Raw genomic sequence first — 24,948 nt, 5'->3', positions numbered from 1 at the left:
GTGCGTCGCAACAACACTTGGCGTTGGTGTAGGAGTCTGGGCATGGCTGGTGTAATGGATTCGGTGAACCAGCGCACGCAACTGGTGGGGCAGAATCGCCTGGAGCTGTTGTTGTTCCGTCTCGACGGTCAGCAGCTCTACGGAATCAACGTGTTCAAGGTGCGGGAAGTGTTGCAGTGCCCGTCGCTGACGTTGATGCCCAAGTCCAGTCCTGTCGTGTGCGGGGTGGCAAATATCCGGGGGGCGACCATTCCGATCCTTGATCTGGCAATGGCCACCGGTTCCGGAGCGTTGAAGGACAAGAACAATCCGTTCGTGATCATCACGGAGTACAACACCAAGACCCAGGGTTTCCTGGTCCGCTCGGTGGAGCGCATCGTCAACATGAACTGGGAAGAGATTCATCCGCCGCCCAAGGGCACGGGGCGCGATCACTACCTGACGGCTGTGACTCGGGTGGACAATCAGTTAGTCGAAATCATCGACGTCGAGAAAGTGCTGGCGGAAGTTGCGCCGACACCGGAAGCGATTTCGGTGGGCGTGGTCGATGTCGAGACCCAGACCAAGGCACTGTCATTGCGTGTCTTGACGGTCGATGACTCGTCGGTGGCGCGCAAGCAGGTCACGCGTTGTCTGCAGACAATCGGGGTCGAAGTGGTGGCGCTGAACGACGGCAAACAGGCGCTGGATTACCTGCGCAAGCTGGTCGATGAGGGCAAGAAGCCGGAAGAAGAGTTCCTGATGATGATTTCCGACATCGAGATGCCGGAGATGGACGGGTACACCCTGACGGCGGAAATCCGCGGCGACGCACGCATGCAAAAGCTTCATATCATCCTGCATACTTCGTTGTCGGGGGTATTCAATCAGGCGATGGTCAAGAAAGTCGGTGCCGATGACTTTTTGGCCAAGTTCCGTCCTGATGACCTGGCATCCCGGGTAGTCGACCGGATCAAAGCAGCAGATATCAGCTAGGGGCGTTTTGCTCCTGGCGGTCAACACGATTTAAGAGGCGGCATCATTGTCTACGGGTAATTTGGATTTCGAACAGTTCCGGGTCTTCCTGGAAAAAGCCTGTGGCATTCTGCTCGGTGAAAACAAGCAGTACCTGGTCTCGAGCCGTCTCAACAAACTGATGGAGCAGCAAGGCATCAAATCCCTGGGTGAGCTGGTTCAGCGCATCCAGACCCAGCCGCGCAGCGGTTTGCGCGAGCAGGTAGTTGATGCCATGACGACCAACGAAACCCTGTGGTTTCGTGACACCTATCCGTTTGAAGTCTTGAAGAACAAGGTGCTGCCTGAAGCGATCAAGGCCAGCCCCAACCAGCGCTTGCGGATCTGGTCAGCGGCGTGCTCGTCGGGCCAGGAACCGTACTCGCTGTCGATGTCGATCGACGAGTTCGAGCGAACCAACCTCGGCCAGTTGAAGATGGGCGTGCAGATTGTCGCCACTGATTTGTCCGGTCTTATGCTGACCAACTGCAAGACCGGCGAATACGACAGTCTGGCGATCGGTCGCGGTTTGTCGCCGGAACGACTGCAGCGTTACTTCGACCCGAAAGGGCCGGGCCGCTGGGTGATCAAGGCGCCGATCAAGAACCGCGTGGAGTTCCGCTCGTTCAACCTGCTCGACAGCTATGCTGCGCTGGGCAAATTCGACATCGTGTTCTGCCGCAACGTGTTGATCTACTTCTCTGCCGAAGTGAAGAAAGACATCCTGTTGCGCATTCACAGCACGTTGAAGCCGGGCGGTTATCTGTTCCTTGGCGCTTCCGAAGCGCTGAACGGTTTGCCGGACCATTACCAGATGGTGCAGTGCAGCCCGGGGATTATTTACCAGGCGAAATAACCGTATCGGCAACACCAAAAAACGGCAGGTCCCAAAAAGACCTGCCGTTTTTTATGCCCAAAGAAATTCTCCCTGACACCATAAACCCCCTGTAGGAGTGAGCCTGCTCGCGATAGCGGTAGCACATTCAGCAGCATCGGTACCTGACACACCGCTATCGCGAGCAGGCTCACTCCTACAGGGGATCGTGGTGTGTATGAGATGGACGGCAAGCGGCAGAAAAGCGGCATCCGGCGGAAACCGGTTGCCGCTTTTCTGGCATTGCCGCTTTGCCGACTCCCTGCAAAGCCCCGGTTTATGCGGCTTTTGTGGTTTGGCACGGCGCTTGCTAAAGCTCAGTTACGAAAAACCGGTCACCTGAAGGTTCCCGACATGAGCATCAGCTTCGATAAAGCGCTCGGCATTCACGAAAAGGCATTGGGCTTCCGCGCCCAGCGTGCCGAAGTGCTGGCCAACAACATCGCCAACGCCGACACCCCGAACTACAAGGCGCGGGATCTGGACTTCTCCAAAGTGCTTGAAGCACAGACCCAGAAAAATGCGAACGGCACCATCGCCCTGAACATGACCAACAGCCGTCACATCGAAGCTGAAGGCCTGGGCAACGGCGACGAATCGCTGATGTATCGCACGCCGATGCAACCGTCGATCGACCAGAACACCGTGGACGCTCAACTGGAACAGTCGAACTACGCGGAAAACGCCGTCGGCTTCCAGGCCAGCTTCACCCTGCTCAACAGCAAATTCAAAGGGCTGGTGTCAGCCCTGCGCGGAGAGTAATCCATGTCCCTGTCCAGCGTTTTCAACATTGCCGGCAGCGGCATGAGCGCACAAACCACGCGTCTGAACACCGTGGCGTCGAACATCGCCAACGCTGAAACCGTCTCGTCTAGCATCGACCAGACCTATCGCGCCCGTCACCCGGTATTCGCCACCATGTTCCAGGGCGGCCAGAACAGCGGCAGCAACTCGCTGTTCCAGAGCCAGGACGCGGCCGGTCAGGGCGTACAGGTGCTCGGTGTGGTCGAAGACCAGAGCAACCTCGAAGCGCGTTACGAGCCGAACCATCCGGCGGCCGACGCCAAAGGCTACGTCTACTACCCGAACGTCAACGTGGTGGAAGAAATGGCTGACATGATTTCCGCGAGCCGCTCGTTCCAGACCAACGCCGAAATGATGAACACCGCCAAAACCATGATGCAGAAGGTACTGACCCTCGGTCAGTAATAAGGGGCGACTGCCATGAGTGTTTCCGATACCACCAGCAGCCTGAGCATGAATGACATCCTGGCGAACTCGTCGAAAAAGACCAGTTCGACCACCGGTGGCATTGCTTCGGCGACCAACAGCGCCACCGGCGGCCAGGCACTGGGCAAGGATGCGTTCCTGCAATTGCTGGTCACCCAGCTGAAAAACCAGAACCCGCTTGATCCGCAGGACAACAGTGCCTTCGTTGCGCAGTTGGCACAGTTCAGCAGCCTTGAGGGGATCACCACCCTCAACAGCACTGTCAGCTCGCTGGCTGGCAACTACAACTCCTCGCAGGCGTTGCAGGCTTCGTCGCTGGTGGGCCGCAATGTGATCGTGCAGACCAACTCGGTTCAGCTCGACGATCCGAGCAAAGGCATGACCGGCTCGGTCAGCGTTCCGTCGTCGATTGCCGGCGGCACCGTCAGCATCACCGACAGCAGCGGCACGGTCGTTCGCACCATCGATCTGGGCAGTCGCGCGGCAGGCAGTGCGAGCTTCACCTGGGACGGCAAGGACAAGGACGGCAACGTGGTCAAGACCGGTACCTATACCGTCAAGGCCAACGCATCGATCAATGGCACCTCGACCGATATGGCGACCTACCTGCCGGCCACCGTCACCAGCGTGACGATCAGCCAGACCGGCGGCGAGCTGATGCTCAACCTGTCCGGCAAGGGCACTGTTGCCCTGTCCAAAGTACAAACCATTGGTATATAGAGCCGACTAACCGGCACAAAGGAGTGGAATATGTCTTTCAATATCGGCCTTAGCGGTCTCTATGCAGCCAACAAGCAACTGGACGTGACCGGCAACAACATCGCCAACGTCGCGACCGCCGGTTTCAAATCGTCCCGTGCAGAATTCGAAGACGTCTACTCGGCCACTCGCCTGGGTAGCGGCAGCAAAGTGATCGGCAACGGCGTGCGCCTGGCCAATGTTTCCCAGCAGTTCACCCAGGGTGACATCAACAACACCGGTAACGTGCTGGACATGGGCATCAACGGTTCGGGCTTCTTCACCATGAGCAACAACGGCTCGGTGTCCTACACCCGTGCCGGTACGTTCAAGGTCGACAACGCCGGTTACATCACCAACACCGACTACACCTCGCGCCTGCAGGGTTACGGCGTGGACGCCAATGGCAAGATCATCAACGGTGTGTTGACCGACCTGAAGATCGATACCTCGAACCTGGCGCCGAAATCGACTTCCCTGGTGACGTCGAGCATCAACTTGAACTCGACTGCGCCGGTGATCAACGACACAGTGGCGGCCGGCAAGTTTGATCCGAGCAAGCTTGAGACGTACACGAAGAGCTTCAGCACTCCGATCTACGACTCGCAGGGCAACTCGCACGTCATGGATCAGTACATGGTGAAAACCGGCCAAAACACTTGGAAGGTTTACACCCTGGTGGACGGGCGTAATCCGGATGCAACCGGTAGCAATCCACTCACGACGCCTCCAACTGCTTCGACACTGACGTTTGACAGTTCGGGCAATCTGACTCAGGTCAGCACACCTAATCCGGCGGATCCGGCCAATCCGATCATCAGCAGCGACTTGAAGCTGGCCAATTGGAAGCCGGGCAACGTGGTCAACGGTAACTTTGTACCTAACGGCGCAGCAGCTAACACGGCTGGCGTGACCATCTCCATGTCCAAGACCACTCAGTACAACGCTGACACCGCGCGTTCGATTCCGACTCAGGACGGTTACGCCACTGGCCAGATCACCAACCTGACCATCGACGGCACCGGTACTTTGTTCGCCAACTTCAGCAACAACCAGAGCAAGGCCATCGGCCAGGTTGCGCTGGCCAGCTTCACCAACGAACAAGGCCTGCAGGCTATCGGTGGCACCAGCTGGAAAGAGACGTTTGCTTCGGGTATCCCGGGCTACGATGCACCGGAAACCGGTACCTTGGGTTCGATCGCTTCCAACTCGCTGGAAGAGTCGAACGTTAACCTGACCAACGAACTGGTAGACCTGATCAAGGGCCAGAGCAACTATCAGGCGAACGCCAAGACCATTTCCACTCAGAGCACCATCATGCAGACCATCATTCAGATGACCTGATGTGATCTGAGAGCTGCACTGAAAACCGACGCGCCAATGCGTCGGTTTTTTTTGGCGTAGTATTTGGGACGTGTGTTCAGCTATCTACCGTTTGTCGGTCGCTGTGGTGTGGAACTTGCACTCTCGGGAAGCGGTGGCGGTGCGCGTCAAACTTTCATTCACTCCGCCTGTTTGCAAGCCGGGCCTAAGGTCCGGTGGCTTGGAAGCCATCAGTAGTCACCAGGGATGCGACACTTTGAACAGTCATGATTACGTCAGTGCGCCGATTGCGGTGCCAGCGCTCGACGGCCTTCGGCCGGGCCGTATATGCCCGCACTGCCCGGGCATTGCCGGTTGCCCTGTCAGTGCCCCCTCATCCAAACCGATTGAAATCAATTCTCCTGTTGTCGGGTTCACACAGCAACGTCTGCGCGGCCGATGTCGTGCGCGGTGATTTTTCTGATCGTGTCGAGCATCACCGCCCCCAGCCCAAAGCGGTCGGATTTTTCAAAATGCTCAAGCCTTTTTGCAATCAAGCCTTACGTGCATCAGAGAGGGTGAGTCCTCAGCGCCAGGCGATTTGACGCAGTTTCCAACACAAGCACACTCACACAAGGAAGATGTAATGGCGGTAATTTATGGGTCCAATGGTGCAGATTCGCTGGTAGGTACCATCGGCGATGATCAAATACGTGGTTTGGCGGGCGATGACGTTTTGAATGGTGGGGATGGCAACGACCTTCTCATTGGTGGCGAAGGGGCTGATCAGCTCATTGGTGGCGCAGGTTTCGACACCGCCAGCTACGAAGACGCCAATCAGGGAGTCGGCGTGACGATCAACCTGAAAACCGGCGTTAACTCCGGTCTTGCGGCGGGCGATACGTTCAACGGTATTGAGGCGTTTCGCGGTACCAGTTACACCGACAACTTTGTCGCCGACGCTTCGGCCAACACGTTTGATGGTGTGATCGGCTACGACACCTTGAGCTACGCCACCTCCGAGCAGGCGATCAACCTGACGTTGACCGGCGTCAATGGTACCGGTCTGGGCGGCGATGCGCAGGGTGATGCCTTCAGTAACATGGACGTGGTTATCGGTACCGCGTTCGATGACGTCTTTACCCTGAACTCTGGCAGCACGAGCGTCTATGGTGGCGCCGGTAACGACGTCTACATCATCAATGGTCCCTGGACTGGTGGCATCGGTGAAGGCGCCGGTGGCGGCGATGATGAGATTCGTACCAATCAGATCAAAATAAGCATGAGTGGCGAAATCGAGCGCCTGACGTATACCGGCACCGGCAACTTCACCGGTATAGGCAGTGCAGGCAACAACGTCATCACCGGCGGTGTCGGCAACGATGTGCTGATCGGTGGTGCGGGTGCCGACCAGTTGATTGGCGGCGCAGGTTTCGACACGGCCAGCTACGAAGACGCCAACCAGGGTATCGGTGTGACGATCAACCTGAAAACCGGGGTTCACACCAGTCTGGCTGCGGGTGATACGTTCAACGGTATCGAGGCGTTTCGCGGCACCAGTTACACCGACAATTTTGTCGCCGACGCCACGGCCACCTCTTTTGATGGTGCGGGCGGCTACGACACCTTGAGCTACACCAGCTCCGAGCAGGCGATCAACCTGACGCTGACCGGCGTCAATGGCACCGGTCTGGGCGGTGATGCGCAGGGTGATAGTTTCAGCAACCTGGAAGCAGTTGTCGGCACTGCATTCGATGATGTTTTTACCCTTAACTCTGGTAGCACAAGCGTCAGTGGTGGCGCCGGTAACGACGTCTATATCATCAATGGTCCCTGGGCGGGCGGGATAGGTGAAGGCGCCGGTGGCGGCGATGATGAGATTCGTACCAACCAGCTCAAAATGGGCATGAGTGGCGACATCGAGCGCCTGACGTATACCGGCACCGGTAACTTCACTGGCATCGGCAGTACAGGCAACAACATCATCACCGGCGGCGTTGGCAACGACGTGTTGATCGGTGGTGCGGGTGCCGACCAGTTGATTGGCGGCGCGGGTTTTGACACGGCCAGCTACGAAGACGCCAACCAGGGTGTCGGCGTGACGATCAACCTGAAAACCGGGATTCACACCAGTCTGGCGGCGGGTGATACGTTCAACGGTATCGAGGCATTTCGTGGTACCAGTTACACCGACAATTTTGTCGCCGACGCCACGGCCACCTCGTTTGATGGTGCGGGCGGTTATGACACCTTGAGCTACGCCAGCTCCGAGCAGGCGATCAACCTGACGTTGACCGGCGTCAACGGCACCGGTCTGGGCGGCGATGCGCAGGGTGATACCTTCAGCAACATGGAAGCGGTTATCGGCACGGCGTTCGATGACGTCTTTACCCTGAACTCCGGCAGCGCGAGCGTCGGTGGTGGCGCCGGCAACGATGTCTACATCATCAATGGTCCTTGGACAGGTGGCATCGGTGAAGCCGCCGGTGGTGGTGATGATGAAATCCGTACCAACCAGACCAGTATGGGCATGAGCGGCGAAGTCGAGCGCTTGACCTATACCGGGACGGGTAACTTCACCGGTACTGGCAACGCTGGCGACAACATCATCACCGGCGGCGCTGGCAACGATGTGCTCCTCGGCGGTGCAGGTGCCGACAAATTGATTGGCGGCGCCGGTATCGACGTTGCCAGCTATGAGGACAGCCTTGCTGCGGGTGTCACGGTCAACCTGAAAACCGGTGTACACACAGGCTTCGCTGCAGGCGATACTTTCTCCGGTATCGAAATCATTCGTGGCAGCAAGAACGGTGACACGTTCTTCGGTGACGCGCAGGCCAACATTTTTGATGGCGGCACCGCGGGTGGCGTCGATACCGTCGATTACTCGTTGTCGGCGCAGGCCGTGAACATCACGCTTACCACGCTCGGCGCCGGCAGTGGTCAGGGCGGCGACGCGCAGGGCGATACCTTTACCAATATCGAGAAAGTCGTCGGTTCGGACTTCGACGATGTGTTTGTCAGCGGCTCCGCAGCCTCCCTGTTCCAGGGCGGGGCGGGTAACGATCTGTACATCATCAACGGCTCGCCCAATCAGTCGGTCATTGAATTGGCGGGTGGAGGTGACGACGAAATACGCACCTCGCTGAGCAGCATGACCTTGAGTCCTGAAGTCGAACGCCTGACCTATACCGGCACCGGTAACTTCACCGGTACAGGCAATGCGGGCAACAACATCATCACCGGTGGCGTTGGCAACGACGTACTAATGGGGGGTGCGGGTGCGGACCTCTTCATCGGTGGCGCGGGCCTCGATACCGTCTCCTACGACGACTCCACCGTAGGCGTGACGATCAACCAGAAAACCGGTATTCACACGGGCATTGCTGCTGGCGATACCTTTGAGGGTATCGAAGTCATTCGCGGCTCCAAATACAGTGACACGTTCATGGCCGGCGCCGCTGCCGACAAGTTCGACGGCGGTACGGCCGGCCCGGACAACATGGACGTCATCGACTATTCGCAGTCTGGCGCGGCCATCAACCTGACGTTGGTTTCCGGAACTGGCACCGGGACCGGTGGTGATGCCGAGGGCGATTCGTTCTCTGGAATCGAAAAGGTGATCGGTTCGGGGTATGACGATGTGTTCACCACTTCCACGTCCGGCTCCTTCACCCTACAGGGTGGTGCGGGCAACGACGTCTACATCGTCAACGCCGGTGCCTCGGCGGTGATCGTCGAAGCGCAGGGCGGCGGCGACGACGAAGTGCGTACCAACCAGCTCAGCATGGGGCTGCACAATAACGTCGAGCGCCTGACTTACACCGGCACGGGCAACTTCACCGGTCGCGGTAATGCCAGCGACAACATCATCACCGGTGGCGCTGGCAACGATACCTTGCTGGGCGGTGCGGGTGCCGACAGCTTTATCGGTGGTGCCGGTACGGACACCGTCAGTTATGACGACAGCACGGTGGCGGTGACGCTCAATTTCAAGACGGGCGTATACAGCGGCATCGCCGCAGGTGACACCTTCACCGATATCGAACTGATTCGCGGCACGCAGTACGCCGATACATTTATCGCCGGCGCGGGTGCCGACAAGTTCGACGGTGCTACGGGCATTGATGTGGCGGATTACTCGCAATCCACTCAGGGCGTGACGCTGACATTGGGTGCTGCCGGTGTCGGCTCTGGCACGGGCACGGGTGGCGATGCCGAGGGAGACAGTTTTTACGGTATCGAATCCATCATCGGCTCGGCTTACAACGACGTCTTTATCGCCAATGCCAACTCGACCGGTTTCACTGTGCAAGGTGGTTTGGGCGACGATGTTTACGTCCTCAACAACGCAAACTATGGCGCTATCATCGAACTGGCTGGCGGCGGTAATGATGAAGTGCGCACCAATCAGTCTTACTACCTCATGAATGCCGGGATCGAGCGCTTGACCTATACCGGTACCGGGATGTTCCAGGCGCGAGGCAATGCGCTCGATAACGTCATCACGGGCGGGGCCGGGGACGACATTTTGATGGGGGGCGATGGCGGCGACACGTTTATCGGTGGCGATGGTTTCGATACGGTCAGCTATAACGACGTCGGGCCGGTAGGCGTGGTCATCAATCTCAAAACTGGCGAGCACACCGCTATAGCCAAGGGCGATACCTTCCAGAGCATCGAGAAGTTCGTCGGCTCGGGACGCGACGACACCTTCATCGGTAATGATCAAATCAACAATTTTGACGGTGCTTTCGGGCGCGACACGGTGAGCTTCGCCTTTGAAAGCTCAGCCATCACGCTTGACCTCACTCAGCCATTGACCGGTGCCGCAGCAGGCGACACCTACACCAACATCGAAAACTGGGAAGGCACTGCATTCAATGACACGTTGATCGGTGGTGCCGGCGCCGAGACGTTTATTGGTGGCAAGGGCGCTGACTTTATCGATGGCGGTGCAGGTGTTTCCGATGAAGCCTGGTACATCGGCAGCTCGGCTGCGGTGCAAATCGACTTGCTGGCCAATACAGTCACCGGCGGTGATGCGAGCGGCGATGTACTGGTCAATATTGAGGGGCTGCACGGCTCGTCATTCAACGACACCCTGACCGGGAACGCTGCCTGGAACACCCTCTATGGTGGAGCAGGGAATGACCTGATCTACGGCGGGGACGGCAACGACTCGATTTATGGCGGCAACTACGAGCCTTACGCGATCAACGGTCCGGATCGCAGCGGTCCGGCCGAGGCGGATCAGCTGTTTGGCGGCAATGGCAACGACAGCATGTTCAGCGCCAACAACGATGTCGGCAGCATCCTGCACGGTGATGCCGGTAACGACGATATTAACGTTTACGCCGGTATTGCCTATGGTGATGACGGCAGTGACTCGCTGGTGGGCAATGGGCCTGAATATCAGCTGTTTGGCGGCGCGGGTTCCGACACCTTGATCATGTTCGGCGGTGGGTATGCCTACGGCGGTGAGGGCAGCGATACCTACAAGGTGTATTCGTCGACCAATGTGATGATCAAGGACGATGGTCTTCAAGGCGGCGATAGAGTCGAGCTGCAGAATATCAAGTCGTATGCCGATGTGATCATCAAGACCGACGGCACCAATGCCTACATCTTCAATGCTGTGGAGTGGAATGCCGGTAAGCAGAGCAACGCGGTGATTCTTGCGGACTGGTATGCAGGCTCGAACACCATCGAAACCTTCGCTACTGCCAATGGTGATACGTTCACCATTCCAGTAGTGGGGCAGGCGATGGCCGAGTCCTTTATGGTCTGATGAGGTACTGAAAGCACAATGAGCGGCGAAACCTGTAACCGGGTTTCGCCGTTTTTTTGCTTCAATATTTACTCCAGCCAAAAGAAAACCCCCGACACACCAGAAGTCTGTCGGGGGTTTCTTTTGCCTGGAAGAATCAGACGTCTCGCAACGCCTGACTCAGCTCAGCTTATTGGCAAGCTTCGCAATCCGGCTCGTCAATCGCGCAAGCCTTTGGCACTGGCGCAGGACCGGCAGGAGCTGCCAGAACCGAATCGTCGCCGTGGTTGCCGCCGCTGGAAACAGCGTTCAGCTTGCCGGTGTTGATGGTCGACTTCTCGGTGCTGGTCGCGGCCAGGGCACGGAGGTAGTAAGTGGTTTTCAGACCACGGTACCAGGCCATGCGGTAGGTCACGTCGAGCTTCTTGCCCGATGCGCCAGCGATGTACAGGTTCAGCGACTGGGCCTGGTCGATCCACTTCTGACGACGGCTGGCGGCGTCAACGATCCACTTGGTGTCCACTTCGAACGCGGTCGCATAAAGCTCTTTGAGTTCTTGCGGGATGCGCTCGATCTGCTGAACCGAACCGTCGTAGTACTTCAGGTCGTTGATCATGACCGAGTCCCACAGACCGCGAGCCTTGAGGTCGCGAACCAGGTACGGGTTGATCACGGTGAATTCGCCCGACAGGTTCGATTTCACATACAGGTTCTGGTAGGTCGGTTCGATCGACTGCGATACGCCGGTGATGTTGGCGATGGTCGCGGTCGGTGCGATGGCCATGATGTTGGAGTTACGAATGCCTTTCTGTACACGGGCGCGAACCGGTGCCCAGTCGAGGGTTTCGTTCAGGTCGACATCGATGTACTTCTGACCACGGGCTTCGATCAGGATCTGTTGCGAATCCAGCGGCAGGATGCCTTTGGACCACAGCGAACCCTGGAACGTCTCGTACGCGCCACGCTCGTCAGCCAGGTCGCAGGACGCCTGGATCGCGTAGTAGCTGACCGCTTCCATCGACTTGTCGGCGAACTCGACGGCAGCGTCGGAACCGTAAGGGATGTGCTGCAGGTACAGCGCGTCCTGGAAGCCCATGATGCCCAGACCGACCGGACGGTGCTTGAAGTTGGAGTTCTTCGCTTGTGGCACCGAGTAGTAGTTGATGTCGATAACGTTATCGAGCATGCGTACAGCGGTGTTCACGGTGCGTTCCAGCTTGGCGGTGTCCAGCTTGCCATCCACAATGTGGTTCGGCAGGTTGATCGAGCCCAGGTTGCAAACAGCGATCTCGTCCTTGTTGGTGTTCAAGGTGATCTCGGTGCACAGGTTCGAGCTGTGAACCACGCCGACGTGCTGCTGCGGGCTGCGCAGGTTGCACGGGTCTTTGAAGGTCAGCCATGGGTGGCCGGTTTCAAACAGCATGGAGAGCATTTTGCGCCACAGGTCTTTGGCCTGGATGGTCTTGAACAGTTTGACCTTGCCTGGGTATTCGGTCAGGGCTTCGTAGTACTCGTAGCGCTCTTCGAAGGCTTTGCCGGTCAGGTCGTGCAGGTCCGGTACTTCGGATGGCGAGAACAGGGTCCACTTGCCGTCATCGAAGACACGCTTCATGAACAGGTCAGGGATCCAGTTGGCGGTGTTCATGTCGTGGGTACGACGACGATCATCACCGGTGTTCTTGCGCAGTTCGATGAACTCTTCGATGTCCATGTGCCAGGTTTCCAGGTAGGCACAGACAGCGCCTTTGCGCTTGCCACCCTGGTTAACGGCTACAGCGGTGTCGTTCACCACTTTGAGGAACGGCACAACGCCTTGCGACTTGCCGTTGGTGCCCTTGATGTACGAACCCAGAGCGCGAACAGGCGTCCAGTCGTTGCCCAGGCCGCCGGCGAATTTCGACAACATGGCGTTGTCGTGGATCGCGTGGTAGATGCCCGACAGGTCATCCGGCACGGTGGTCAGGTAGCAGCTCGACAGCTGTGGACGCAGGGTACCGGCGTTGAACAGGGTCGGGGTCGACGACATGTAGTCGAAGGACGACAGCAGGTTGTAGAACTCGATCGCACGGTCTTCTTTCTGCTTCTCTTCGATCGCCAAGCCCATGGCCACGCGCATGAAGAAGATCTGCGGCAGTTCGAAACGCACGCCATCCTTGTGGATGAAGTAACGGTCGTACAGGGTCTGCAGGCCCAGGTAGGTGAATTGCTGATCACGCTCGTGGTTGATCGCCTTGCCCAGTTTTTCCAGGTCGAAGGAAGCCAGCACAGGGTTCAGCAGTTCGAACTCGATACCTTTGGCGATGTAAGCCGGCAGTGCCTTGGCGTACAGGTCGGCCATTTCGTGGTGAGTGGCGCTTTCGGCCACACCGAGGAAACCCAGACCTTCGGCACGCAGGGTGTCCATCAGCAGGCGGGCGGTCACGAACGAGTAGTTCGGCTCACGCTCGACCAGGGTACGGGCGGTCATCACCAGGGCGGTGTTGACGTCGGTCAGGGCCACGCCGTCGTACAGGTTTTTCAGGGTTTCGCGCTGGATCAGGTCGCCGTCGACTTCTTCCAGACCTTCGCAGGCCTCGGTGACGATGGTGTTCAGGCGGCCCATGTCGAGCGGCGCCAGGCTGCCGTCGGTACGGGTGATGCGGATCGACGGGTGAGCGTTGACCGCTTCTTCGGCCGGCGCGTGGGCAGCGCGTTCTTTCGAACGACCGTCACGGTAGATCACGTAGTCGCGAGCGACTTTCTGCTCACCGGCACGCATCAGGGCCAGTTCGACCTGGTCCTGGATTTCTTCGATGTGGATGGTGCCACCCGACGGCATGCGACGCTTGAAGGTCGCGGTGACCTGTTCGGTCAGACGGGCAACGGTGTCATGGATTCGCGACGAAGCGGCAGCGGTGCCGCCTTCAACTGCGAGGAACGCTTTGGTGATAGCGACGGTGATCTTGTCATCGGTGTAAGGAACGACAGTGCCATTGCGCTTGATCACGCGCAGTTGACCAGGCGCGGTGGCTGCCAGATCCGAATTCGAATCAGCGGCCTGCGGCAAGGTGCCCTGCGGGTTCTCGCGAGTTGTGTCGGTTTGCATGGGGGGTGGTCTCCACATTCTCTATGTTTGTTTGGGCACCATCATGGTGCCCACCGTTCTGTCCAGAAGCACTACAGCCGACGGGCGTCGGGTATAACAACTTCGGGACAGTAGGAAAAAAGGCTGATGAAGCCGCATCCTTGCCGAAGTTTTTGGCTACGAGCCAGGGCTCGAGCCGGATTCCTTCCCGGGTGACAGTAATGACTGCAACACCCGTACCGTTCTCGCCGCTGCGAGCTAAAAAACGGTGCCATCCGCAAGTGCGGTTTGGGCTTTGAAAAACTTGCTTGGTTCAACCGGAAACAGGCAATAAATCGCTTGAGTTTCAGGTCTGAAATGTGGTTGGGCGTTTAAGCGGAAAACCCTATATGTAGGGTCTCTCCCTGCGCCGTGCTACAAGATAATGCGTTTTACGGGTGCTTGCAACGTACTAGCTGTGGATAAACCTGTGCGTAAATTGTGTAAGAAATCCGGAATTCGCGTGTAGGCCGCGAACCTGCTGAGCTAGACCGTCTGTCACTGTTTTTTCACCGGGAAAAACGCTTCAGCGGATTTTTAAGGGCGCGAACCCTATCACAAAAAACGGCCTTGTCCGAACGCATTTACCGACTTGTGTTCTGGCTGTACGCCGTTTATACAATCGGCCCATGCGCAGGCATTCTTATCCTCCTTAAACATGACAAAAGGTCGGGAGGATCTGAAGCTGTGGGAGCGAGCCTGCTCGCGAATGCGCTATGTCAGCTGACTCAGATGTTGGCTGATACGACGCCTTCGCGAGCAGGCTCGCTCCCACAGGGAATTGTGTTGAGGCAGACGTTCCTCCTTTATTAATAACAATAGAAAGCAGAGGTCAGCGGTGGAGCAACAAGCCTTTGAGGTATTGATCGTCGAGGATGACCAGCGGCTGGCCGAATTGACGCGCGACTACCTGCAAGCCAATGGACTGCGCGTGGATATCGAAGGCAACGGGGCGCTGGCGGCGGCGCGGATCATCAAGGAACAGCCGGATCTGGTGATCCTTGATCTGATGCTGCCGGGCGAGGATGGCCTGAGCATCTGTCGCAAGGTGCGCAATCAGTATGACGGGCCGATTCTGATGCTCACCGCGCGCACCGACGATGCCGATCAGATCCACGGGCTCGATCTCGGTGCCGACGATTACGTGTGCAAACCGGTGCGCCCACGTCTGTTGCTGGCACGAATCCAGGCGTTGCTGCGCCGTAGCGACACACCTGAACCGCTCGCCGAAAAATCCCGCCGTCTGCAATTCGGCCCGCTGGTGGTCGATAACGCCTTGCGTGAAGCGTGGCTGAGCGACAGCGGCATCGAGCTGACCAGCGCCGAGTTCGATCTGCTCTGGCTGTTGGTGTCCAACGCCGGACGGATTCTGTCCCGCGAAGAAATCTTCACTGCACTGCGCGGCATCGGCTATGACGGTCAGGACCGTTCGATTGATGTGCGCATCTCGCGCATCCGCCCGAAAATCGGCGACGACCCCGACCATCCACGCCTGATCAAGACCATTCGCAGCAAAGGTTATCTGTTCGTTCCTGAAGCCTGCGTAGACCTGCCGCTGTGAACTCGATTTTCCTGCGCATCTACGGCGGCATGTGCGCAGCGCTGATTCTGGTGGCGGTGCTCGGCGTGCTGGCGCTGAATCTGCTCAATCAGGTGCGCAGCGAGCAGTATCGCGAGCGGCTGGCCCACGGTACGTTCTCGCTGATGGCCGACAACCTGCAACCGATGAATGAAACCGAGCGCCATCGCGCGTTGCTGGTGTGGGAGCGTTTGCTGGGGATCCCGCTGGCGCTCAAGAAGTTCGCCGAGACCGATCTCGATCTGACCCAGCGCACCCGCGTGCAACGGGGGCAGGCGTTGGTCGAGCAGACCGGTCCGCACGCGGCGAAGGTTTACCGGATGGTCAGCGACAAAGAACAGCTCGTACTGGTGGGTGAAGTTCAGCAGATCAGCGAGCAACTGGCCCGCGCAACCATTTACCTGCTGGCCGATGAACTGGTGCGCGTGCCGGTCGCCGAGCAACCCAAGCGCCTCGCACAGATAAAGGACGAGAAGGGCTTCGGTTTCGATCTGCGCCTGGTCACGGTGAATGACGCCGACATGGACGAAGACCAGAGCCGCCGCGTGGCCGAAGGCGACACGGTGATGGCGCTGGGCAAGGGCGGCGATTCGATCCGCGTGTTTGCCGGCATGGTCGGCACGCCGTGGGTGCTGGAAATCGGACCGCTGTATCAGATGAACCCGTACCCGCCGGAATGGCTGGTGCTGATTGCGGCACTCGGCCTGAGCCTGATCGGCCTCATCGTTTATCTGTTGGTGCGCCAGCTCGAACGCCGTTTACGCGGCCTCGAAGCAGCGGCCACGCGGATTGCCAAGGGCAGCCTGGAAACCCGTGTGCCGGCGCGCGGTGCCGACTCGGTCGGGCGTCTGGCGGCGGCGTTCAACGGCATGGCCGAGCACTTGCAGCAGCTACTGGCAATCCAGCGCGAACTGGTGCGTGCGGTCTCTCATGAACTTCGCACGCCGGTGGCGCGTCTGCGTTTCGGTCTGGAAATGATCGGCTCGGCGACCACCCCGCAAGCGCTGGAGAAGTACCGCGAAGGCATGGATCACGACATCGAGGACCTCGATAAACTGGTCGATGAAATGCTCACCTATGCGCGACTGGAGCAGGGTTCGCCGGCGCTGACGTTCCAGCGCATCGATCTGGATGCGCTGGTCAATCAGGTGATTGAAGAGTTGGCGCCGCTGCGTGCCGAGGTCACGGTGCAACGCGGTTTGTGCCTGTCTGCGGCGGATAACGATGATGCCTGGGTCGAAGCCGAGCCGCGTTATCTGCATCGGGCGCTACAGAACCTGGTGAGCAACGCGATGCGCCATGCACGCTCGAAGGTGACGGTGAGTTATCAGGTCGGGCAATTGCGCTGTCGCGTGGATGTCGAAGATGACGGCCCGGGCGTGCCGGAAGTAGCGTGGGAGCGGATTTTCACGCCGTTTCTACGCCTGGATGACAGCCGTACGCGGGCGTCGGGCGGGCATGGCCTGGGCTTGTCGATTGTGCGACGGATCATTCACTGGCATGACGGCCGGGCGATCATTGGCAAGAGCAAGAGTCTGGGTGGGGCTTGCTTTAGCCTGAGTTGGCCGCGCAATCAGGAACGCCGGTAATTCTTGTGGTGGCCGCGATGCCGCCTTCGCGAGCAAGCTCGCTCCCACATTTGAAATGCGGTTTCCTGTGGGAGCGAGCTTGCTCGCGAAGAGGCCCTTGCAGGCACCGAAAGATTTCAGGCCTTGATGCTGACCAGACTCAGCAACTGCCCATCCTGCACCCCGAACTGCGCCTCCAGTTCAGTACCGTTGCGCCATTCAGCAGACAAGTCTGTCAACAAGCGCAAATGCACCTGACCCGCCTCCGTCCATTCCAGCACTTCTGCATGCTCGAAATAAAAGCGCTTCTGCACAATCGGGTACAGCGCTTTGAACAGACTTTCTTTCACCGAAAACGTCAGCGTCACCCACAACGCCAACTGATCCCGCGAGGCGGCCGTCATGCGCTGCATTTCAGGTGGCGTCAGAATCTCCCCAGCCAAGCGCTCGGCCCGTTCGGTGTCGAGCAGATTTTCCAGATCCATGCCCAAACCGCGCCAGTGCTGTTTGTTGGCGACTATCGCCGCGGCACGACCGGTGCTGTGGGTGATCGAGCCGCAGATATGTGCCGGCCACACCGGTGCGCGATCCTCGCCAATCGCAGGCACAACGCTGCTGCCTTCCAATTGCCGCAACGCCGCACGGGCGCAAATCCGCCCGGCGAGGAATTCTGCCTGACGCTTGGCCACCGAGCGCTGAATGCTTGGCGGTGCAACGACGGCGCTGCGCTGGAAATCATCGCCGAGCAGTTGTGCCGGATCGAAATGGGTGCTGAGCAGCACGGTATCAGGCAACACCGTCGGCAACGGCCAGTGGCTGTTGAGCGCGGTGCAGCAGGCGGGGAGGGCGGGGGTGAGATTCATGGCGGGCATTTTGCCGGTTAGTCGGGCCGAGGTCGAGATAGCGGTGAAGCTATCGCGAGCAGGCTCGCTCCCACAGGGGATCTTCCGGGCGGCATAGATCCGGTGTGGGAGCGAGCCTGCTCGCGAAGGCCGCGGCGCGGTGTCTTTGATCAGCTGAAGATTTTCTGCAAGAACGCTTTCATGTCCGCCCAGGATATTTCGTCTGCTGCTTTGTTGTACCCGATGTCCGGGCCACCGTGCTCGCCATGGCTCAGGCGATCGGCATCCGGATTGGTGAAACCATGCTTGGCACCCTTCAGGCTGACAAACTTGTAGTCAGCCCCGGCATTGTCCATTTCTGACTTGAAGGCAGTGACGTTGTCGGCAGTGACCATGCTATCCAGCGCACCGTGTTCGACCAGAATCTTCGCCTTCACACTGCCGGGTGTCGCCGGGGTCTTGGTCGCCAGCGCACCGTGGAAACTCACCACCCCTGCCAGCGGCTCTCCTTGTCGCGCGGCGTTGAGCACCACGCCGCCGCCGAAGCAGTAACCGATGGCGGCGATTTTGTTGACGTCGGTCTGCGGCTGCTTCTTCAGCAAATTCAGCCCGGCCTCAAAGCGCTTGCTGGAAGCCGCCGCATCCTGAGTCGCCGCCTGCATGAACGCCATCGCGTCTTTCGGGTGCTCGGTGTTCTTGCCTTCGCCGTACATGTCGATCGCCAACGCGCTGTAGCCAAGTGCGGCGAGATCGCGTGCGCGGCGTTTGGCGTAATCGTTCAGGCCCCACCATTCGTGCACCACGACGACACCCGGGCGTTTGCCTTTGATGGCGTCGTCGTAGGCGTAGTAGCCGATCAGTTTCGTGCCGTCGGCGCTCTGATAGGGAATTTCTTCAGTCTTGATCGCAGCGTGAGTGAGGCTGCTGACAGCCAGCAAAGTAAGGGCGAGGAACAGGCGCATGGTCGGGTCTCCTGACAATAAAGGGTCAAAACAGCCTAGTTCATTTGGTTCAGGTCAGGTTCAGAGACGGTTCAGGGGCGGTACAGGGGGCGGTCAGTAACCTTGCGCCATACCCAAACAGCACTGTGAAAGAGGAAATACCCATGACTTTTAACAAACTGTTGCTGGCATTGACCGTAATGAGCGCCAGTATCGCGGCCCAGGCTGACACCACTTCGAACTTCGCCGGCCTGTCCTTCGGCCAGACCAGCGACAAGATCAACAAGTCCCACGCACTGAACAACAGCCTCGACCACCCGAACGCCACCGGCGCCATCGACGGTAACAACACCTACGGCGTACGCCTCGGTCAGCAAAACAGCCAGGGTCGCTACTACGCCACCTACGACAACGTGTCGGGCTCGCACAATGGCATTAAACTGCGTCAGGAAAACCTGCTGGGCAGCTACGATCTGTTCTACCCGGTAGGCGGCAGCACCAAGTTGTTCGGTGGCGCGACGGCGGGTTTGACCAAGCTGACTCAGGAATCGCCAGGCTTTAGCCGCGACAGTGATATCGGTTACGCCGTCGGCGGTCAGCTCGGTGTGTTGCAACAAGTATCGCAAAACACTTCGGTCGAACTCGGTTACCGTTACCTGCGCAGCAATGCCAGCACCGAGATGAGCGAACGCGGTGGCAGCAAGCAAGGTTCGCTGGATTTGACCAGCAGCGCGCAGACTTACCTGTCGGCTAACTACAATTTCTAAGGAGTTGCCAGCAGGTTCAATGTGGGAGCGAGCCTGCTCGCGAAAGCGGTGAATCAGTCGATCAATTTATCGACTGACACACAGCCTTCGCGAGCAGGCTCGCTCCCACAGGTGTGTGACTGGAGATTCTGATTTATCCGGGAGAGTTTTATGAAACTGTTGGTCGTCGAAGATGAAGCGCTGTTGCGCCATCACCTGCAAACCCGCCTGACAGAAAGTGGTCACGTGGTCGAGTCCGTGGCCAATGCCGAAGAGGCGCTGTACCAGACCGGACAGTTCAACTTTGACCTGGCGGTGATTGATCTCGGCTTGCCGGGTATGGGCGGTCTCGACCTGATTCGCCAATTGCGCGCGGCTGGCAAGACCTTCCCGATTCTGATCCTCACCGCGCGCGGCAACTGGCAGGACAAGGTCGAAGGCCTCGCCGCCGGCGCCGACGATTACGTGGTCAAGCCGTTCCAGTTCGAAGAACTCGACGCGCGCCTGAACGCCTTGCTGCGCCGCTCCAGCGGTTTCACCCAGTCGACCATCGTCGCCGGGCCGCTGCTGCTCGACCTCAATCGCAAACAGGCGAGCCTCGACGAGCAACCGCTGGCGCTGACCGCCTACGAGTACCGCATCCTCGAATACCTCATGCGCCATCACCAGCAAGTGGTGCCCAAGGATCGCTTGATGGAGCAGCTCTACCCGGACGACGACGAGCGCGATCCGAATGTCATCGAAGTGCTGGTCGGTCGTCTGCGGCGCAAACTCGAAGGCCCGGCCGGGTTCAAGCCGATCGACACCGTGCGCGGCCTCGGCTACCTGTTCAATGAGCGCTGCACTTGATTCGTTCCCTTCGCGTTCGCTTGATGCTCGCCGCCACCACGTTGGCGGTGTTGTTCATGCTTGCCTTGCTGCCGGCGATGCAAGGCGCGTTCAGCCTCGCCTTGCAGGATTCCATTGAGCAGCGGCTGGCTTCGGACGTGACCACGCTGATCTCGGCCGCGCGCATTGAAAACGGTCGGCTGGTGATGCCGACGCAACTGCCGGATGAGCGCTTCAATCTCACCGACTTCCGTTTGCTCGGCTACATCTACGACCGCGAAGGGCATCTGGTGTGGCGCTCGAAAGCCACCCAGGAAGAGCAGATCAACTACAAACCGCGTTACGACGGTCTCGGTAACGAGTTCGCGCGGATTCGTGAAACCAACGGCCAGGAATTCTTCGTCTACGACGTTGAAGTGAAATTGCTCGGCGGCAAAAGCGCGGCGTTCAGCATCGTCGCCCTGCAACCGGTGCGCGAGTACGAAACCACCCTTGAAGGCCTGCGTGAAAATCTTTATCTAGGCTTCGGCGCTGCGTTACTCGTGTTGCTGGCGCTGTTGTGGATCGGCCTGACCTGGGGCCTCAAAGCCTTGCGCCGGCTCAGTCAGGAACTCGACGAAATCGAAGGCGGCACCCGTGAAAGCCTCACCGAACAACATCCACGCGAACTGCTGCGCCTGACCGGCTCGCTCAACCGTTTGCTGCACAGCGAACGGCAGCAACGTAGTCGTTATCGCGATTCCCTCGATGATTTGGCGCACAGCCTGAAAACGCCATTGGCGGTGTTGCAAGGGGTTAGCGAGGACATGGCTCAACGTCCCGAAGAGCGCGATCAGGCCTGGGTGCTACAAAGCCAGATCGAACGCATGAGCCAGCAGATCAGCTACCAACTGCAACGGGCGAGTTTGCGCAAAAGCGGACTGGTGCGGCACCAGGTGCGCCTGCAACCGGTGCTTAAAAGCCTCTGCGATACGCTGGACAAGGTTTATCGCGATAAACATGTGCGGGTGGCGTTTGATTTACCCGAGCATTGCTATGTGCCGATCGAGCAGGGTGCCTTGCTGGAGATGATGGGCAACTTGCTGGAAAACGCTTATCGCCTGTGTCTGGGCGAGGTGCGCATCAGCGTGCGCGAGACCCTCGCCGGGATCGAACTGTGCGTCGAAGATGACGGCCCGGGCGTGCCGCCGGATCAGCGTGCGCGGATTCTCGAGCGTGGCGAGCGGCTGGATGCCCAGCATCCGGGGCAGGGGATCGGGTTGGCGGTGGTCAAGGACATTATTGAAAGCTACAACGCCAAACTCGCGCTGGGGGATTCACCGATGGGGGGGGCGGCGTTCAGGATTCATTTTCCGGCGGTGTGATCGGGAGTTGCCCTCACCCCAGCCCTCCCGAAACGTCGGACCGCCCAGAGGGAGAGGGGCCGACCGAGGTGTCTGGCGTTATACATCGACCTGAAATAGCCAGTCGATTATGGATTCAAACGCGAAGTTTCAGGCAGGCGTACTTCTTGAGCATCCCCCAAGTCCCCTCTCCTTGGGGGGGAGGGACTGACCAAAGTGTCATTGGAAAATGATCGACCTGAGCGATCTGCGTCGAATATGGATTCAGTAGAGAGCGTTCAGGTCGGCGTACATCTTGAGCATCCCCCAATCAGTCCCCTCTCCCTCCGGGCGGTCCGACGTTTCGGGAGGGTTAGGGTGAGGGGCTTTTGATTTTTGTGCCTCACTGCTCCTGCGCCCGATAAGCCCCCGGCGTCAGCCCGGTCCACTTCTTGAACGCCCGATGAAACGCCGACGGTTCGGAAAACCCCAACTGCTCGGCAATCTGCTGCAACGACAGATCCGCACGGCCCAAATGATAAATGGCGATATCCCGCCGCAACTGATCCTTCAACTCCTGAAAACTGCTGCCTTCCTCGCGCAAGTGCCGGCGTAGCGTCTGCGGGCTGATGTGCAGATGCGCCGCCACTGCCTCAAGATCCGGCCAGCGTGCCGTGTCGCGACTGAGCAAACGGCGCAGACGGCTACTCAGGCTGTCGCCGTCGTCCGGGCGTGAGAGCAGGTCGGCGGGGGAGCGTTCGAGAAAATGTTTGAGCGTGCGTTCGTCCTGCAACAGCGGCATAGACAGATAACGGCTGTGGAATAAAAGGCTGCTTTGCTCGGTGCCGAAAGTCAGCGGGCAGGGGAACAACAAGTCATATTCAGCGCCGTGTTCGGGCCGGGGATAGCTGAAAGTCGCCTGTTCGAGGCGAATCCGCTGGCCAATCAGCCAACTGCCCAGACGATGCCAGATCACCAGCAAACTCTCGGTGAGAAAGTGATCCGGGTCCCACATTTGCGAATCATCGAGGCTCAAACGTACCCATTCGTCTTCGCGCGTCAGGCTCAGGCGCGGGGCTTCGGGGAATAGGCTATAAAACAATAAACCCCGTTGCAGCGCTTTCTCCAGATTGCGGCAGTGGATCGAGGCGTGGCACATCATGGCGAAACTGCCGGGTTTGCTCGGCGCATTGCCGAAACCCAGGTATTCGTCGTCCAGCGCCAGCCACAGGCCCTGAATCAACCGGGTGAATTGTTCCGGAGCGATGCGCGCGCGCGGCTCGTCGAGCAGTTCCGGGCTGATGCCCAGTTGCAGCAGCAGGCCCGAGTAATCGAACCCCTGGCGACGCGCGCCACCGAGGGCGGCACGGGCGAAATGGCTGGCGATGGTGCGTTCGCGCATAAGCGGCAGATCCTTTCTCAGGCGCCGGATGGTAGCCGGCGGCTGGGCGCGCCTACAAGGCGGATTTCCGCCAAATTGTAGGACGAGAAGCGGCGAGTTGGCGGAAATCCGCCACACTTGAGTAACGGGACGGTGACATCCATGCACCTGTAATACCTGATATCAAAAGGCTTGCAGGCAATTGCACCAAAGTGGCACGAGGTTTGCGATAACAGCGACAGAAGCGTGCATCTATCCCGCCCGGAGAGGCGCCGCTCGAACAACAAATCCCTCCAGTGCAGGAGGGTTCGCAATTCAGGTTTCGCGGCCAACAGATGGATGTTGCCACGCGGGACGCTTGAGGACACTTGCAATGACGACTCGTCAGCCACTGTACAAATCCCTGTATTTCCAGGTGATCATCGCAATCATCATCGGTATTGCGCTCGGTCACTACTACCCGCAGTTCGGTGTCGCGGTAAAGCCGCTGGGTGACGGGTTCATCAAGCTGATCAAAATGATCATCGCCCCGATCATCTTCTGCACCGTGGTCAGCGGTATCGCTGGCATGCAGAACATGAAATCGGTCGGCAAGACCGGCGGTTACGCACTCCTGTACTTCGAAATCGTTTCGACCATCGCTTTGCTGGTTGGTCTGGTCGTGGTCAACGTCGTGCAACCGGGCGCCGGCATGCACATTGACGTCGCCACCCTCGACGCTTCGAAAGTCGCCACCTACGTAGCCCAAGGTGCTGACCAAAGCGTTGTCGGCTTCCTGCTCAACGTGATCCCGACCACCATCGTCGGCGCGTTCGCCACCGGTGACATCCTGCAAGTGCTGATGTTCTCGGTGATCTTCGGTTTCGCCCTGCATCGCCTGGGTGCCTACGGCAAGCCGATCCTCGACTTCATCGATCGCTTCGCCCACGTGATGTTCAACATCATCAACATGATCATGAAGCTTGCGCCGATTGGTGCCTTCGGTGCGATGGCCTTCACCATCGGTGCCTACGGTGTCGGCTCGCTGGTGCAGCTGGGTCAACTGATGATCTGCTTCTACATCACCTGCCTGGCGTTCATCCTCATCGTCCTCGGCGGTATCGCCCGCATGCACGGTTTCAGCGTGCTGAAGATGATTCGTTACATCCGTGAAGAGCTGCTGATCGTCCTCGGCACTTCCTCGTCGGAATCGGTACTGCCACGCATGCTGATCAAGATGGAGCGTCTGGGCGCGAAGAAATCGGTAGTGGGTCTGGTGATCCCGACCGGTTACTCGTTCAACCTCGACGGCACCGCGATCTACCTGACCATGGCTGCCGTGTTCATTGCCCAGGCCACCGACACGCACATGGACATCACCCATCAGATCACCCTGCTGGTGGTGTTGCTGCTGTCCTCCAAAGGTGCGGCTGGCGTGACCGGTTCGGGCTTCATCGTGCTGGCTGCCACCCTGTCGGCGGTCGGTCACCTGCCGGTAGCCGGTCTGGCGCTGATCCTCGGTATCGACCGCTTCATGTCCGAAGCTCGCGCATTGACCAACCTGGTGGGTAACGCTGTTGCGACCATCGTGGTTGCCAAGTGGGTGAAAGAGCTGGACACCGACACGCTGCAAACCGAGTTGGCCTCGGGCGGTCGTGGTATCGCTGATACCCGTCCTGAAGATGACCTGGGTGTGGCTGAAGGCCCAACCCCAAGCAATGTGAAATAAGCACTGCTTGCCTGGAAAAACCC

General features: G+C 58.8%; 17 protein-coding genes. 13 read left to right on the top strand and 4 right to left on the bottom strand.

Annotation, left to right across the window (positions count from 1 at the left end; all coding sequences use genetic code 11):
* The first annotated feature begins 42 nt into the window (after positions 1-42).
* The 7 genes from AB4N74_RS16350 to AB4N74_RS16320 all read left to right on the top strand — a co-directional run bounded on the left by AB4N74_RS16350 (position 43) and on the right by AB4N74_RS16320 (position 10,928).
* Complete coding sequence (locus tag AB4N74_RS16350; RefSeq protein ID WP_007917585.1) at positions 43-975, top strand: chemotaxis protein CheV; 933 nt, start codon at positions 43-45, stop codon at positions 973-975.
* Positions 976-1,021: 46 nt separating this feature from the next.
* A complete protein-coding gene (cheR, locus tag AB4N74_RS16345) occupies positions 1,022-1,849 on the top strand; it encodes a protein-glutamate O-methyltransferase CheR (RefSeq protein WP_016983976.1) in 828 nt (275 codons plus the stop codon).
* Between the two features lie 372 nt (positions 1,850-2,221).
* On the top strand, positions 2,222-2,629 hold the full coding sequence (flgB, locus tag AB4N74_RS16340) for a flagellar basal body rod protein FlgB (RefSeq protein WP_007917581.1): 408 nt from the start codon (positions 2,222-2,224) through the stop codon (positions 2,627-2,629).
* Positions 2,630-2,632: 3 nt separating this feature from the next.
* Positions 2,633-3,076, top strand: a complete 444-nt coding sequence (flgC, locus tag AB4N74_RS16335; protein WP_003227217.1) for a flagellar basal body rod protein FlgC — start codon at positions 2,633-2,635, stop codon at positions 3,074-3,076.
* A 15-nt stretch (positions 3,077-3,091) separates the two neighbouring features.
* A complete protein-coding gene (gene flgD / locus AB4N74_RS16330; protein WP_093442110.1) occupies positions 3,092-3,817 on the top strand; it encodes a flagellar hook assembly protein FlgD in 726 nt (241 codons plus the stop codon).
* 30 nt (positions 3,818-3,847) lie between these two features.
* Positions 3,848-5,179 carry a flagellar hook protein FlgE gene (gene flgE / locus AB4N74_RS16325; RefSeq protein ID WP_093442114.1) on the top strand — a complete coding sequence of 444 codons (1,332 nt, stop codon included), beginning with the start codon at positions 3,848-3,850 and terminating at the stop codon, positions 5,177-5,179.
* A 604-nt stretch (positions 5,180-5,783) separates the two neighbouring features.
* Positions 5,784-10,928 (top strand): beta strand repeat-containing protein, encoded by a 5,145-nt coding sequence (locus AB4N74_RS16320; protein WP_460096644.1) that lies wholly within the window; start codon positions 5,784-5,786, stop codon positions 10,926-10,928.
* A gap of 169 nt (positions 10,929-11,097) precedes the next feature.
* Here the strand turns inward: AB4N74_RS16320 and AB4N74_RS16315 are convergent, their stop codons facing one another.
* Positions 11,098-13,992, bottom strand: coding sequence for a ribonucleoside-diphosphate reductase subunit alpha (locus tag AB4N74_RS16315; RefSeq protein WP_093442118.1), 2,895 nt, complete (start codon positions 13,990-13,992; stop codon positions 11,098-11,100).
* A gap of 856 nt (positions 13,993-14,848) precedes the next feature.
* Here AB4N74_RS16315 and AB4N74_RS16310 point away from each other — a divergent pair.
* Both AB4N74_RS16310 and AB4N74_RS16305 read left to right on the top strand, forming a co-directional pair.
* Positions 14,849-15,571: a response regulator gene (locus AB4N74_RS16310; protein WP_320336504.1), complete on the top strand. Its 723-nt coding sequence runs from the start codon at positions 14,849-14,851 to the stop codon at positions 15,569-15,571.
* Positions 15,568-17,178 carry an ATP-binding protein gene (locus AB4N74_RS16305; RefSeq protein ID WP_093442125.1) on the top strand — a complete coding sequence of 537 codons (1,611 nt, stop codon included), beginning with the start codon at positions 15,568-15,570 and terminating at the stop codon, positions 17,176-17,178. Before AB4N74_RS16310 ends, AB4N74_RS16305 begins: the two co-directional genes overlap by 4 nt.
* Before the next feature lie 116 nt (positions 17,179-17,294).
* Here the strand turns inward: AB4N74_RS16305 and AB4N74_RS16300 are convergent, their stop codons facing one another.
* Positions 17,295-18,020 carry a 4'-phosphopantetheinyl transferase family protein gene (locus tag AB4N74_RS16300; protein ID WP_202894565.1) on the bottom strand — a complete coding sequence of 242 codons (726 nt, stop codon included), beginning with the start codon at positions 18,018-18,020 and terminating at the stop codon, positions 17,295-17,297.
* 149 nt (positions 18,021-18,169) lie between these two features.
* Complete coding sequence (locus AB4N74_RS16295; protein ID WP_093442135.1) at positions 18,170-18,961, bottom strand: dienelactone hydrolase family protein; 792 nt, start codon at positions 18,959-18,961, stop codon at positions 18,170-18,172.
* 143 nt (positions 18,962-19,104) lie between these two features.
* Between AB4N74_RS16295 and AB4N74_RS16290 the strand changes: the two genes are divergently transcribed.
* From AB4N74_RS16290 to AB4N74_RS16280, 3 genes are all read left to right on the top strand, one after another.
* A complete protein-coding gene (locus AB4N74_RS16290; RefSeq protein WP_460096642.1) occupies positions 19,105-19,707 on the top strand; it encodes a hypothetical protein in 603 nt (200 codons plus the stop codon).
* Between the two features lie 150 nt (positions 19,708-19,857).
* Complete coding sequence (locus AB4N74_RS16285; RefSeq protein WP_093442145.1) at positions 19,858-20,535, top strand: response regulator transcription factor; 678 nt, start codon at positions 19,858-19,860, stop codon at positions 20,533-20,535.
* Positions 20,532-21,878, top strand: coding sequence for an ATP-binding protein (locus AB4N74_RS16280; protein WP_095051103.1), 1,347 nt, complete (start codon positions 20,532-20,534; stop codon positions 21,876-21,878). Before AB4N74_RS16285 ends, AB4N74_RS16280 begins: the two co-directional genes overlap by 4 nt.
* Positions 21,879-22,239: 361 nt before the next feature.
* Here the strand turns inward: AB4N74_RS16280 and AB4N74_RS16275 are convergent, their stop codons facing one another.
* A complete protein-coding gene (locus AB4N74_RS16275) occupies positions 22,240-23,238 on the bottom strand; it encodes an AraC family transcriptional regulator (protein ID WP_320336506.1) in 999 nt (332 codons plus the stop codon).
* A gap of 352 nt (positions 23,239-23,590) precedes the next feature.
* Here AB4N74_RS16275 and AB4N74_RS16270 point away from each other — a divergent pair, with 352 nt between their 5' ends.
* A complete protein-coding gene (locus AB4N74_RS16270) occupies positions 23,591-24,925 on the top strand; it encodes a dicarboxylate/amino acid:cation symporter (RefSeq protein WP_016987435.1) in 1,335 nt (444 codons plus the stop codon).
* Positions 24,926-24,948 lie beyond the last annotated feature (23 nt).

The sequence above is a fragment of the Pseudomonas sp. H3_C08 genome (assembly GCF_054669455.1).
This window is presented reverse-complemented; position numbering and strand designations above follow the sequence as displayed.